This is a genomic window from Methylobacterium crusticola (assembly GCF_003574465.1).
Taxonomy (GTDB): Bacteria; Pseudomonadota; Alphaproteobacteria; order Rhizobiales; family Beijerinckiaceae; genus Methylobacterium; species Methylobacterium crusticola.
This window is the reverse complement of sequence record NZ_QOWC01000227.1, coordinates 1-12,378: the sequence shown is the minus strand read 5'-3', so window position 1 is coordinate 12,378 and position 12,378 is coordinate 1. Positions and strand designations below refer to the sequence as shown.

Below are 12,378 nucleotides of genomic sequence, written 5' to 3'. Positions count from 1 at the left end.
GGCGGCGCCTGCCGCGACCGCCGCGCCGGTCGCGGCAGGGCCCGGCGCCGCGGCGGGCGTCGTGCCGATGCCGGTCTCGCGCCGGGTCCCGGCCGCCGCGGATGGCGGGGAGGGCGTGCTGTTCCTGAAGGCCGGCTTGATGGACTGCCTGTTTCCGCTCTGGGCCGACGGCGACGGGACGGCGATCGAGACGAAGCGGGTCTGCGGCTGCCGCGTCCTCGCGGGCAAGCGCTGGTGCCGCACGCACTACGCCACCGTGTTCGAGCCTCCGAGGCGGCCGCTGCGCGCCGCCTGAGCGGGAGCGGGGGGCACCCCCGTCCCGCGGCGGGACGGGCACCCGGGGCCCTCGCCGGGCCGAAGGCTCAGGCGCGGGCCGTCTCCCGCGCTCGCCCGCCTTGCTCCCGCGCCCGCCAGCCTTGGCGCGCCTCGGCGAGCCGGATGGCCTCCTGGGCGTAGGCGAGGCCGAGTCCGATCCGCATCTCGCGCAGGACCGCCTCCTCGCCGTCCACCGGCAAGCCCTGGCGCCGGCGCGCGTCGATGACGGCGAGGTGCCGCTCGATGCGGCGGCAGGCGTCCGTGACGGCCGATCGCGGCGGGGATGCGTCCTCGTCCACCAGGCTCCCCCACGGCCGCGGCCGCCCGCGCGGCCGCCCCTCCTGTCCGATACCATACACAGATATCGGCGCGAGGACAGCCCCTGGCCGTCAGCCGGCCCGCGGAGCGATAGCTCTTGCGGAGGAGGGCCGAAAGCCGCCAGAACTCTCCGTCGCGGGGCCCCGCCCACGATGGAGAGCAGAGCATGAAGCGCGCGTCCCTGGCCGTCCTCCTCGGTGCCGCGACCGCCCTCGCGGGAAGCCTCGCGGCCGGGCCGGCCGGCGCCAAGACGCTGGTCTTCTGCTCCGAGGGCAGCCCCGAGAACTTCTACCCGGCCATCAACACCACCGGCACGTCCTTCGACGCCGGGGCCCAGATCTACGGCAACCTGGTGAGCTTCGAGCGCGGCACCACCAACGTGGTGCCGGACCTCGCCGAGAGCTGGGAGATCGGCGACGACGGCCGGACCTACACGTTCCACCTGCGCAAGGGCGTGAAGTGGCACGCGAACCGCGCCTTCAAGCCGACGCGGGACTTCGGCGCCGACGACGTGCTGTTCTCGGTCGAGCGCCAGTGGAAGGAGGACCACCCGTTCTTCCGGGTCACCAGCGCCAACCACACCTACTTCAACGACATGGCGCTGCCGAAGCTCCTGCGCTCGCTCGAGAAGGTGGACGACCACACAATCCGCTTCACCCTGACCCAGCCCGAGGCGCCGTTCCTCTCCGACCTCGCGATGTCGTTCGCGGCGATCCAGTCCAGGGAGTACGCCGACGCCATGCTCAAGGCCGGCACGCCGGAGAAGATCGACCAGGAGCCGATCGGCACCGGGCCGTTCTACCTGCTCCAGTACCAGAAGGACGCGCTGATCCGCTACCGCGCCTTCCCGCAGTACTGGGGCGGCAAGGCCGCCCTCGACGACCTCGTGTTCGCGATCACGCCGGACGCCTCGGTGCGCTGGGCGAAGCTCCAGAAGGGCGAGTGCCACGTCATGCCCTACCCGAACCCGGCCGACGTCGAGGCCATGCGCAAGGACCCGAACGTCCAGGTGCTGGAACAGCCGGGCCTCAACATCGGCTACCTCGCCTACAACACCCAGAAGAAGCCCTTCGACGACGTGCGCGTGCGCAAGGCGATGAACATGGCCATCAACAAGAAGGCCATCATCGACGCCGTCTACCTCTCGACCGGCATCGCGGCCAAGAACCCGATCCCGCCGACGATCTGGTCCTACGACGACGCCATCAAGGACGATCCCTACGACCCGGCGGCGGCCCGCAAGCTCCTGGCCGAGGCCGGCCACCCGAACGGGTTCGAGACGGACCTGTGGGCGATGCCGGTGCAGCGCCCCTACAACCCGAACGCCCGCCGCATCGCCGAGCTGATGCAGGCCGACCTCGCCAAGGTCGGCATCAAGGCCGAGATCAAGACCTACGAGTGGGGCGAGTACCGCAAGCGCCTCCAGAACGGCGAGCACCAGACCGGCATGTTCGGCTGGACCGGCGACAACGGCGACCCGGACAACTTCCTGCACACGCTGCTCGGCTGCTCCTCGGCGGCGCCCGGCGGCGGCAACGCCGCCAAGTGGTGCGACAAGACCTTCGACGACCTCGTGGTGAAGGCCAAGACCATCAGCGACAAGGCCGAGCGCACCAGGCTCTACGAGCAGGCGCAGGTCGTGTTCAAGGAGCAGGCCCCGTGGTTCACCATCGCGCACGCGGTGCAGCTGAAGCCCGTGCGCAAGGAGGTCGAGGGCTTCAAGATCTCGCCGTTCAGCCGCCACACCTTCTACGGGGTGACCCTGAAGTAGGCCGCCGATGCTCCGCTTCCTCCTGACCCGGGCGGCGCTGGTGATCCCGACCTTCCTCGGGATCACGCTCGTGGCGTTCTTCCTGATCCGCCTCGTGCCCGGCGACCCGATCGAGACGATGGCGGGGGAACGGGGCATCGACCCGGCCCGGCACGCGGCGCTCCGCACCGCGTACGGCTTCGACCGCCCGGTGCTGGTGCAGTACGCGATCTACCTCGAGCGCCTGGCGCACGGGGATCTCGGCCGCTCGATCAGCACCCAGGAGCCGGTGGCGGGCGAGTTCGCCAGCCTGTTCCCGGCCACGGTCGAGCTCGGCGTCTGCGCCATCCTGTTCGCCCTCGCGCTCGGGCTCCCGGCCGGCATCCTGGCGGCGGTGCGCCGCAACTCGATCTTCGACCACGGCGTCATGGGGCTCTCGCTCACCGGCTACTCGATGCCGATCTTCTGGTGGGGCCTGCTGCTCATCCTGCTGTTCTCGGTGAAGCTCGGCTGGACCCCGGTCTCGGGCCGCATCGACGTGCAGTACTTCATCGAGCCGGTGACGGGCTTCCTGCTGATCGACAGCCTCCTCGCCGACGAGGCCGGCGCCTTCGGCTCGGCCGTCGCGCACCTCGTGCTGCCGGCGATCGTGCTCGGCACGGTGCCGCTCGCCGTCATCGCCCGCATGACCCGCTCGGCCATGCTGGAGGTCCTGGGCGAGGACTACATCCGCACCGCCCGGGCCAAGGGGCTGCCGGCGTTCCGCGTGGTGGCGCTCCACGCCCTGCGCAACGCCCTGATCCCGGTCGTCACGGTGATCGGCCTCCAGGTGGGCGTCCTGTTCACGGGCGCGATCCTGACCGAGACGATCTTCTCCTGGCCCGGCATCGGCAAGTGGCTGATCGAGGCGATCGGCCGGCGCGACTATCCGGTGCTCCAGGGCGGCATCCTGCTGATCGGCGCCGTGGTGATGGGGGTGAACCTCGCCGTCGACCTGACCTACGGCCTCGTCAACCCGCGCATCCGGCACACCCGATGAGCGCCGAGCTCCTCGACGTCCCGGCGGCGGCCGCCGCCGCGGCCCCGCCCCACCCGCTGCGGGAGTTCTGGACCGCGTTCCGGGCGAATCGCGGCGCGGTGATCGGCCTCGCGGTCATCGCGGCGGTCCTGCTCATGGCCGCCCTCGCCGACCTCGTCGCCCCGCACGCGCCGAACCTCACGAACAACGACGCCTTCCTGCGGCCCCCCTTCTGGCAGGAGGGCGGCTCGCTCGCCTACCCGCTCGGCACGGACGCGATCGGGCGCGACATCCTCTCGCGGCTGATCTACGGGGCCCGGCTGTCGCTCTCGATCGGCATCGCCGTGGTGGCGCTCTCGATCGTGGTCGGCACCATGCTCGGGCTCGTGGCGGGCTTCTTCGGCGGCGCCGTCGGCATCGCCATCATGCGGCTGATGGACATCGTCCTGACGCTGCCCTCGCTCCTCCTCGCCATCGTGATCGTGGCGATCCTCGGGCCCGGCCTGATGAACGCCATGCTGGCGGTGGCCGTGGTGGTGCTGCCCCACTACGTCCGCATCGCCCGGGCGGCCGTGCTCTCGGAGACGGCGAAGGACTACGTCACGGCCGCCCGGGTCAGCGGGGCGGGGACGCTCCGGCTGATGCTCCGGGAGGTGCTGCCGAACTGCGCCGCCCCGCTCATCGTGCAGGCCTCCCTCGGCGTCTCGACGGCGATCCTCGACGCGGCGGCCCTCGGCTTCCTCGGCCTCGGCGCGCAGCCGCCGTCCCCCGAATGGGGCACCATGCTGGCCGATGCCCGCGAGTTCGTGCTCCGCGCCTGGTGGGTCGTGACCTTCCCGGGGCTCACCATCCTGGTCACGGTGCTGGCCTTCAACCTCGTCGGCGACGGCCTGCGCGACGCCCTCGACCCCAAGCTGAAGCGCTGAGCCCCGTGCCGCTCCTCGAGATCCGGAACCTCTCCGTCGAATTCCCCTCCGCGGCCGGGACGCTGCGGGCCGTCGACGGCGTCAGCCTCACCCTCGAGGAGGGCGAGGTGCTGGGCGTCGTCGGGGAATCGGGCTCGGGCAAGAGCGTCGCCATGCTGGCGCTGATGGGCCTCGTCGCCTATCCGGGCCGGGTCCGGGCCGACCGCCTCGCCTTCGCGGGCCGCGACCTCCTGGCCATGGCCGGCCGCGAGCGCCGCCGGCTCACCGGCCGCGACGTGGCGATGATCTTCCAGGAGCCGACCACCAGCCTCAACCCCTGCTTCACGGTGGGCTTCCAGATCACCGAGACCCTGCGGCTGCACCTCGGCCTCGACCGCCGGGCCGCGACCCGGCGAGCGATCGCGCTCCTGGAGCAGGTCGGCATCCCGGCGGCGGAGAGCCGGCTCAAGGCCTACCCCCACCAGCTCTCGGGGGGCATGAACCAGCGGGTGATGATCGCCATGGCGATCGCCTGCGACCCCAAGCTCCTCATCGCGGACGAGCCGACCACCGCCCTCGACGTCACCATCCAGGCCCAGATCCTCGACCTGCTGCTGTCGCTCCAGCGCGAGCGCGGCATGGCGCTCGTCCTCATCACCCACAACATGGGGGTGGTCGCCGAGACGGCCGGCCGGATGGTGGTGATGTATGCCGGCCAGGTCATGGAGGAGCGCGCCGCCGGCGACCTGTTCGCGAGCCCCCAGCACCCCTACACCGCGGCGCTCCTCGCGGCCTTGCCGGAGCGCAGCGAGGGCGGGCGCCTCGCCACGATCCCGGGCGTGGTGCCGGGGCTCCACGACCGCCCGCAGGGCTGCCTGTTCTCGCCCCGCTGCACCTACGCCACGGAGCAGTCGCGGACCGTGCGCCCGGACCTGCGGCCCTGGCAGGGCGGGCAGGTCCGCTGCCACTACCCCCTCGGCGATCCCGGCCGGGAGGCCCGCATCCGGGACGACCACCCCGTCCCGGCGGACGAGGCCGGCGCGGGACGCCGGGCCGGCACCGGGGGACGCCCGTGAGCGCGCCCGTCGTCGTCGCGCGCGATCTGCGCCAGACCTACGAGATCCGCCGCGGGCTGTTCCGGGCGCCGGCGCGGCTCCAGGCCGTGGGCGGCATCTCGTTCTCCATCGCGCCGGGGCGGACGCTCGCGGTGGTGGGGGAGTCGGGCTGCGGCAAGTCGACCCTCGCCCGCATGGTGACGCTGATCGAGCCGCCCAGCGCCGGCGGCCTCACCCTCGACGGCATCGACGCCGTGGCGCCGCCCCGCGGCGAGCGCCGCCGCCTGCGCCGCACGGTGCAGCTCGTGTTCCAGAACCCCTACGGCTCGCTCAACCCGCGCAAGCGCATCGGCACGATCCTGGAGGAGCCCCTCGCCATCAACACCGACCTCGCCGGCCCCGAGCGCCGGGCCCGGGCCCGGGCGATGATGGCCCGGGTGGGCCTGCGGCCGGAGCACGACGCCCGCTACCCGCACATGTTCTCCGGCGGCCAGCGCCAGCGCGTCGCCATCGCGCGCGCCCTGATGCTCTCGCCCAAGCTCGTGGTGGCGGACGAGCCGGTCTCGGCCCTCGACGTCTCGATCCAGGCCCAGGTGCTCAACCTGCTGGCCGACCTCCAGGCGGAGCTCGGCCTCGCCTACCTGTTCATCTCCCACGACCTCGGCGTGGTCCGGCACATCGCCCACGACGTGCTGGTGATGTATCTCGGCCTCGCCATGGAGCAGGGGCCGAAGGCCGCGGTCCTCGCCCGGCCGCTCCACCCCTACACCCAGGCCCTGATGGCGGCGACGCCCGGCATCGGCGGCCGGAACCGCGCCCGCGTCGTGCTCAGGGGCGAGCTGCCCTCGCCCCTCGACCCGCCGCGGGGCTGCGTGTTCTCCACCCGCTGCCCGCACGCGACGGAGCGCTGCCGGGCCGAGCGCCCGCCCCTGCGTCCCCTCGACGAGCGGCAGGTGGCCTGCCACTACGCGGAGGAGTTCCGCGGCGGCGCGCCGGCGGCGCCCGGGGCGGGCGCGCCCCCAGCCTGAGGCGCCGGCCGGGGCGGTCCCGGGAGGGCGCGGTCCCGGGCGGCCTCGCGCCCGAACGCCTCCACCACGCAGTCGATGAAGGCCCGGAGCGTCGGGGTCTGGGGCCGCCGGGCCGGGAACAGCAGGTACAGGGGCCGCGACGGCGCCGCGTAGCCCGGCAGGACCGGGACGAGGCGCCCGGCGTCGAGGTCGGCGGCCACGACCGCCTCCGGCTGGAGGATGACGCCGTGGCCGTCGAGCGCCGCGGCGAGGAGGGCGCGCCCGTCGTTGACCTGGAAGCGGCTGCGCACCGCGACGGCGTGGACGCGGCCGTCGCGGGCGAACCGCCACTCCGCGTAGGGCAGGCCCGACCAGTTCACGTAGCTCAGGCAGGCATGCGCGGCGAGGTCCTCGGGGACGCGGGGCGCGCCGTGCGCGGCGAGGTAGGCCGGCGCCGCGCAGGCGACCAGCCGGTGGGGGCCGAGCGCGCGGGCCGCGAGGCCGGTGTCCTTGAGCGGCCCGAGGCGGATCACGGCGTCGTAGCCCTCGTCCACCAGGTCCACGTAGCGGTCGGTGAGCGTCAGCTCGACCTCGACCTCCGGGTAGGCCGCGAGGTAGCGGGTGACGAGGGGCGCGAGGCGGCAGGCGCCGAAGGTGACCGGCGCGTTGACGCGCAGGCGGCCGCGGGGCGTCGTGCTCAGGTCGTGGACGAGCGCCTCCGCGGCCTCCGCCTCGGAAAGGACGGCGCGGGCGCGCGCGTAGTAGGCGCGCCCGACGTCGGTGAGGCTCTGCCGCCGGGTGGTGCGCCGCAGGAGCTGCGCGCCGAGCCGCTCCTCCAGGAAGCCGACGTGCTTGCCCACCATCTGGGCGGAGATCCCGAGCGTCCCGGCCGCCGCCGTGAACGAGCCGAGGTCGGCGGCCCTGACGAACGCCGCCATGCTGGCGAGGCGGTCCATGATTGCCAACCCGTGGTTTCGAGTGCCGCAAGCAGAGCCTCACTTATCGCCGGCCGGTCGTCAAACCACCTCTCGGGGACCGGGCGGCGCCCCGTCCCGGCGCAGCGCCGCCGCAGGCGCGCCCGCGCCGGTCGCCAGGAGGATTCCATGACCAAGCCGCTGCGAGTCGGGATCATCGGCGCGAGCGCCGAGGGGGGCTGGGCGCGGGACGCGCACGTCCCGGCGGTGCGGGCCCTCGACGGCCTGGAGCTCGCGGCCATCGCCACCTCGCGCCGGGAGACCGCGGACGCGTCGGCCCGGGCCTTCGGCGTCGCGGCCGCCTACGGCGACGCCCTGGACCTCGTGCGGGCGCCCGACATCGACCTCGTGACGGTCGCCGTCAGGGTCCCGGCCCATCGCGCCCTGGTGCTGGCGGCGCTCGCGGCGGGCAAGCACGTCTACTGCGAGTGGCCGCTCGGCCGCGACGCCGCCGAGGCGGAGGAGATGGCGGCGGCGGCGCGGGCGGCGGGGGTCCGGGCGGCGATCGGGCTCCAGCTCCGGGGCAACCCGGCGGTGCGGCGCGCACGCGCGCTGGTCGCGTCGGGCGCCATCGGGCGCCTGCTCGGCGTGAGCGTGTCCTCCGCCACCGCGGCGTTCGGGCCGGACGTGCCCGCAGGCATGCTCTACGCCGAGGAGCCCGGGAACGGGGCGAACCTCGTGACCATCCAGGGCGCGCACACGGTCGACCTCGCCGTCGCGGTGGCGGGCGCGCTCCGTGACGCGAGCGCGCTCGCGACGACCCGCTACCCCTCGGTCCGGGTCGGCGGCGAGCGGGCGGCGCGCACCACCTTCGACCACCTCCTGGTGCAGGGCCGCCTCGCGGGCGGCGGCACGCTCTCGGTCGAGGTGGCCGGCGGGCGCCCGCCCGAGACCCCGTTCCGCCTGGAGGCCGTCGGCGAGGCGGGCATCCTGAGGCTGGACGGGGGCGCGGCGCGGGGGGTCCAGTCGGGCCGCCTGACCCTGACGCGGGACGGCGCGGTCCAGCCCCTCGACGCCGCCGGGCCCGCAGGCCTGCCGGAGGCGGCAATCAACGTCGCCGGGATCTACGCGGCCCTGCGCGACGACATCGCCGGCGGGACGTCGGAGACGGCCGGCTTCGAGCACGCGGCGCGCCTCACGCGGCTCGTCGAGGACCTCCTCGCGTCCTCCCGGGACGGCGGCCGCCGGCCGGCGGGGCGCTGGCCCGAGGCCTGAGGCCCCGTGCTCACGGGGTGTTCAACGCCCCCGGGCGTGCGCGGCCGGCCGTTCGCGGCTACGATCAAGGCCTCCCGGGGGAAGCCGCAGCGGCCCGCATCGTGCACGATCACGCCTCGAGTGCCGCCAGGCCCGCTCCCTCCGCCAGGAGGACGGCCGCGCGGCTCGCCTCCCGCACGGCCCTGCGGACGGCCCGCCTGCGCCACTGGCTCTCCGGCCGGCTGCCCCTGCGGGCCAGGGGGCGGCTCTCGGCCAACGTCCGCTCGGCGGAGCTCGCGGGGCTCGCCTTCGCGTTCCGGGCGCGGGCGCTCGCCATCGCGGTCGTGTCGCTCTGGCTGCTGCTCCTGGTGCCCTGGCCGCGCGACCTCTACTACCTCTCGGCCGCCGGGCTGTTCTTCGTCCTCGGCTTCATCCCCTACCGCCTGCGCCGCCACCGGCGCGCCGCGGCGATCAAGCTCGGCTTCATCGTCCTCGACATCGCCCTCGTGACGGGCGTCATCATCGTGCCGCCGCCGGCGGGGCTCGGCATCGACTGGCCGGTCCAGACCCGGCTGCGCAGCCAGGAATTCCTCTACCTGCTGCTCCTCCTCGCCGAGGCCGCGCTCACCTACTCGCCGTTCGCCGTGGTCTGGACCGGGCTGTGGACCATGGCGATCTGGTCCCTCGGCGTGTGGCAGGTCTACCTGCGGGACGACACGACCCGGTTCTCGGACGTGGCCCGGGCGGGCCGGCTCAGCGCCGAGGCGTCCCTGCGCACCTACCTCGACCCGGCCTTCGTGGGCCTGACGCAGTGGTGGACGCAGATCATCGTGGCGGGCCTGTTCACGGCCCTCCTCGCCATCGCGGTGGGGCGCAGCCGCGGCACGATGCTGGCCCAGGTGCGGGCCGAGGTGGTGCGCGCCGACCTCGCCCGCTACGTCTCCCCCGACGTCGCCGACGCCCTCGCGGCCCGGGCGCATGCGGGCTTCGGCGCGCCCCGGACCCGGGTGGTGGCGGTGCTGTTCGCCGACGTGGTGGGCTTCACGACCCTGAGCGAGCGCCTGGCGCCGGAGCGCAGCTTCGCGCTGCTGCGGGGTTTTCGCGAGCGCAGCTGCAAGGTCGTGTTCCGGCACGCCGGCACCCTCGACAAGTACCTCGGCGACGGCTTCATGGCGACCTTCGGCGGCCTCGACGAGCGGGGCGACGGGGCGGCGCGGGCCCTTTCCTGCGCGGTCGACCTCCAGCGCGAGGTCGACGCCTGGAACGCCAAGCGCGCGGGCCGCGGGGCCGAGCCCGTGCGGGTCGCGGTCGGGGTCCATTACGGGCCCGTGGTGATCGGCGACATCGGGGCGGACCAGCGGCTCGAGTTCTCGGTGATCGGCGACGTCGTCAACGTGGCGAGCCGGCTCCAGGAGGCGACCCGCGAGCTCGGGGGCCGGATCGTCGCCTCCGAGGCCTGCCTCGTCGCGGCGCGGCGGGAGGCCGGCGCGCCGCCCTTCGGGCGCGCCATGCCCCTCCAGGTGCGCGGCCGGCGCCAGCCGATCCGCGTCCACGTCGCCGAGTGAGGCGGCCCCCCGCGGGCGGGCCGCGCCCCGGTCACAACACCTCGGTGCCGGAGGCGGCCGGCGCGGGCGACGGGGCGTGGCGGGCGCTCTGGAACAGGCGCTCGCTCGTCAGCTTCAGGAAGTAGAAGCCGAATTCCGGGTTCTGGTAGTAGAGCTGCTTGACGTCCGAGTAGGGCACCCCGAGGGCGATGCCGGGCGCGACGCAGACCAGGGTGCCGGTGCGCAGGTTGCCGGGCGAGAGCATGCCGAGCTCGCCCACGATGGCGCCGGGACCGATCTCGATGCCGAGCTCCGCGATGCGGAAGCGCCCGCTCTCGACGTAGAACATCTCGGCCGCCGCATCGCCCTTGCGGAACAGCACCTCGCCGGCGGCGAAGCGGCGGGACGTGCCGAAGGGCTTGAGCCAGTCGAGGGAGAGGTCGCCGTCCGCGGCCTTCTCCACGTCGCGCACGAGGCGGACCATCTGGTAGAGCCGCCAGGCGTTGAACGGGATCTGGATCGCCTCCGTGAGGACGACCGGCATGCTGGCCGTCAGGATGCCGTAGCTCAGCACCGCCACGCTGGCGAGGATCGAGACGATCCGCAGCGGGATCATCGTGCTCATCGCCGAGGAGGCGATGGTCAAAGCGGTCCCGAGGTAGCCGATCGCTTCCACCCAGTTCATCACGCCCCCTCGTGCTCGCGCCCGCGCGCCGGACCGCAGGGTTAGCGGGCGCGGGCCGCCAGCGCCAGGAGGCAGGGCCCGGGCCCGCCCGCTCAGGGCCGGTCCCCGCCGCCCGGGGCCGCAGCCCGCCCGGCAGCCCGCCCCGGCCTCAACCAAGAGTCACTACAATCAAGTCAAGAAACTCTTTTCCAGATCCCGGTGCATCGGCCGGCAGGTCGCTCCCGCGCGAGACGAGGATCGTCGTCGCGCGGGCGTGCGCCAGTTGATCTCCCGGAAGGAACCACGCTACAATTTCCCCTCACCGGAGCCGACCGCCATGCTGCCCGTGGACGCAACGACACTCGCGGCGATCGCCCGGCGGCAGAGCGGGTCGCGCAGGCAGGCCCAGCAGGCGATCATCGCAGGAGCCGGCGCCGTCCTGGCCGCGACGCTCGAGCAGTCGCAGATCAGCACGCCGCTGCGGATCGCGCATTTCCTGGCGCAGATCGCGCACGAATCCGACAGCTTCTGCACCACCGTCGAGTACGCGAGCGGCGAGGCCTACGAGGGGCGGGCCGACCTCGGCAACACCCAGCCGGGCGACGGGCCGCGCTACAAGGGCCGCGGCCTGCTCCAGCTCACCGGCCGGGCGAACTACCGGGCCTTCGGCACGCTCCTGCACCTCGACCTCGAGGGGCAGCCCGGCCTGGCGGCGGATCCGCCCGTCTCGCTGCGCATCGCCTGCGCCTACTGGACGACGCGGCGCAGCCGCAACGGCGTCGGCCTCAACCAGCTCGCCGACCGGGACGACGTCCGCGCAATCACGCTGGTGATCAACGGCGGCCTGAACGGCCTCGACGACCGGATCTTCTACCTCGGCCGGGCCAAGGCCGTGGTCACGGCCCTGGCGGCCGCGGGCGTGGTCCCGGGCCCCATCGACGGGCAGCCGGTCCTGCACCTCGGCGAGAAGGGCGACGACGTCGCGGCGCTTCAGCACCAGCTCGCCGCACGGGGCTACGGCCTCACCATCGACGGGCATTTCGGCCCGGCGACCGCCCTGGCGGTCCAGCACTTCCAGGCGGGCGCGGGCCTCGCCGCGGACGGGATCGTCGGCGCCGCGACCTGGGCGGCCCTCACGGTCCTGGCGGCCGCCTGACTCAGCGCCGCGCCGCCGGCATCACCGCCGGGCCGGAGAAGCGGCCGGCGCCGGGGCCGTCCTCGGCCTCGGCCCGGAACCGGGTCGCCACCCCGCCGGCCGGGGCGGCCACGAGGCCGGCCGGGGGCGCGTCGCGGCGCGCCGCGCGGGTCTGGGACAGCCGCACCGGCGCGGCGGGATCGGCCACCGGGTCCGAGGCGGCGGCGAACAGGGCGCGCAGGTGCGCCTTCGGGTCGGAGGACGCCGCGAGGGCGGGCGCCGGGGAGGGACGGGCCGGACGGGGCTGCAGCATGGCGCCGACGGCGGCAGGATCGGCCGAGGCCACCTGCACCAGCGTCGGCCGGAGCGGCGGCAGCGGCACGGCGATCAGCACCTCGGCGAGCGCCGCGAACTCGGAGGGCCGGCGCGGCGGCAGCGGCGCCGCCACGGTCTCGGGAGGGGCCGGGGCGGCGGGCGCCGCCGTTCCGGCGACCGCGGG

12 protein-coding genes and 1 pseudogene are annotated in these 12,378 nt (G+C 74.5%); 9 read left to right on the top strand and 4 right to left on the bottom strand.

The genetic code is table 11. From position 1 onward, the window contains the following. The coding region (locus DT057_RS35735; RefSeq protein WP_203236425.1) for a hypothetical protein at positions 1 to 295 on the top strand (295 nt) is incomplete at its 5' end. A 67-nt stretch (positions 296 to 362) separates the two neighbouring features. Here DT057_RS35735 and DT057_RS31190 read toward each other — a convergent pair. Further along, entirely contained in the window at positions 363 to 614 is a 252-nt protein-coding gene (locus DT057_RS31190; RefSeq protein WP_128565940.1) for a hypothetical protein, read from the bottom strand. 185 nt (positions 615 to 799) lie between these two features. Between DT057_RS31190 and DT057_RS31185 the strand changes: the two genes are divergently transcribed. From DT057_RS31185 to DT057_RS31165, 5 genes are read left to right on the top strand one after another with little or no spacing between them, the layout of a single operon-like run. Continuing rightward, positions 800 to 2,404 carry an ABC transporter substrate-binding protein gene (locus DT057_RS31185; protein ID WP_128565939.1) on the top strand — a complete coding sequence of 535 codons (1,605 nt, stop codon included), beginning with the start codon at positions 800 to 802 and terminating at the stop codon, positions 2,402 to 2,404. A gap of 7 nt (positions 2,405 to 2,411) precedes the next feature. Then, complete coding sequence (locus DT057_RS31180) at positions 2,412 to 3,422, top strand: ABC transporter permease subunit (RefSeq protein ID WP_128565938.1); 1,011 nt, start codon at positions 2,412 to 2,414, stop codon at positions 3,420 to 3,422. After that, the gene (locus DT057_RS31175; protein ID WP_128565937.1) at positions 3,419 to 4,327 is read left to right on the top strand and encodes an ABC transporter permease subunit; all 909 of its coding nucleotides are present in this window, start codon (positions 3,419 to 3,421) and stop codon (positions 4,325 to 4,327) included. Before DT057_RS31180 ends, DT057_RS31175 begins: the two co-directional genes overlap by 4 nt. A gap of 5 nt (positions 4,328 to 4,332) precedes the next feature. Beyond that, positions 4,333 to 5,382, top strand: a complete 1,050-nt coding sequence (locus DT057_RS31170; RefSeq protein ID WP_128565936.1) for an ABC transporter ATP-binding protein — start codon at positions 4,333 to 4,335, stop codon at positions 5,380 to 5,382. After that, positions 5,379 to 6,389 (top strand): dipeptide ABC transporter ATP-binding protein, encoded by a 1,011-nt coding sequence (locus tag DT057_RS31165; protein WP_128565935.1) that lies wholly within the window; start codon positions 5,379 to 5,381, stop codon positions 6,387 to 6,389. Before DT057_RS31170 ends, DT057_RS31165 begins: the two co-directional genes overlap by 4 nt. On the opposite strand, the gene DT057_RS31160 is transcribed toward DT057_RS31165, so the two are convergent. Next, the gene (locus tag DT057_RS31160; RefSeq protein ID WP_128565934.1) at positions 6,326 to 7,324 is read right to left on the bottom strand and encodes a LysR substrate-binding domain-containing protein; all 999 of its coding nucleotides are present in this window, start codon (positions 7,322 to 7,324) and stop codon (positions 6,326 to 6,328) included. The genes DT057_RS31165 and DT057_RS31160 overlap by 64 nt on opposite strands. A 147-nt stretch (positions 7,325 to 7,471) precedes the next feature. Here DT057_RS31160 and DT057_RS31155 point away from each other — a divergent pair, with 147 nt between their 5' ends. Together DT057_RS31155 and DT057_RS31150 are read left to right on the top strand one after the other, a co-directional pair. Further along, positions 7,472 to 8,557: a Gfo/Idh/MocA family protein gene (locus DT057_RS31155; protein WP_128565933.1), complete on the top strand. Its 1,086-nt coding sequence runs from the start codon at positions 7,472 to 7,474 to the stop codon at positions 8,555 to 8,557. A gap of 101 nt (positions 8,558 to 8,658) precedes the next feature. Continuing rightward, complete coding sequence (locus DT057_RS31150) at positions 8,659 to 10,101, top strand: adenylate/guanylate cyclase domain-containing protein (RefSeq protein WP_238313596.1); 1,443 nt, start codon at positions 8,659 to 8,661, stop codon at positions 10,099 to 10,101. A 31-nt stretch (positions 10,102 to 10,132) separates the two neighbouring features. Here DT057_RS31150 and DT057_RS31145 read toward each other — a convergent pair whose 3' ends face one another. Continuing rightward, a complete protein-coding gene (locus DT057_RS31145; protein ID WP_128565932.1) occupies positions 10,133 to 10,765 on the bottom strand; it encodes a Crp/Fnr family transcriptional regulator in 633 nt (210 codons plus the stop codon). Positions 10,766 to 11,081: 316 nt separating this feature from the next. On the opposite strand from DT057_RS31145, the gene DT057_RS31140 reads away from it, so the two are divergent. Next, entirely contained in the window at positions 11,082 to 11,900 is an 819-nt protein-coding gene (locus DT057_RS31140; protein ID WP_128565931.1) for a peptidoglycan-binding protein, read from the top strand. A gap of 1 nt (position 11,901) precedes the next feature. On the opposite strand, the pseudogene DT057_RS35730 reads toward DT057_RS31140, so the two are convergent. Beyond that, positions 11,902 to 12,378: pseudogene (locus DT057_RS35730) on the bottom strand (DUF882 domain-containing protein); the annotation flags it as partial.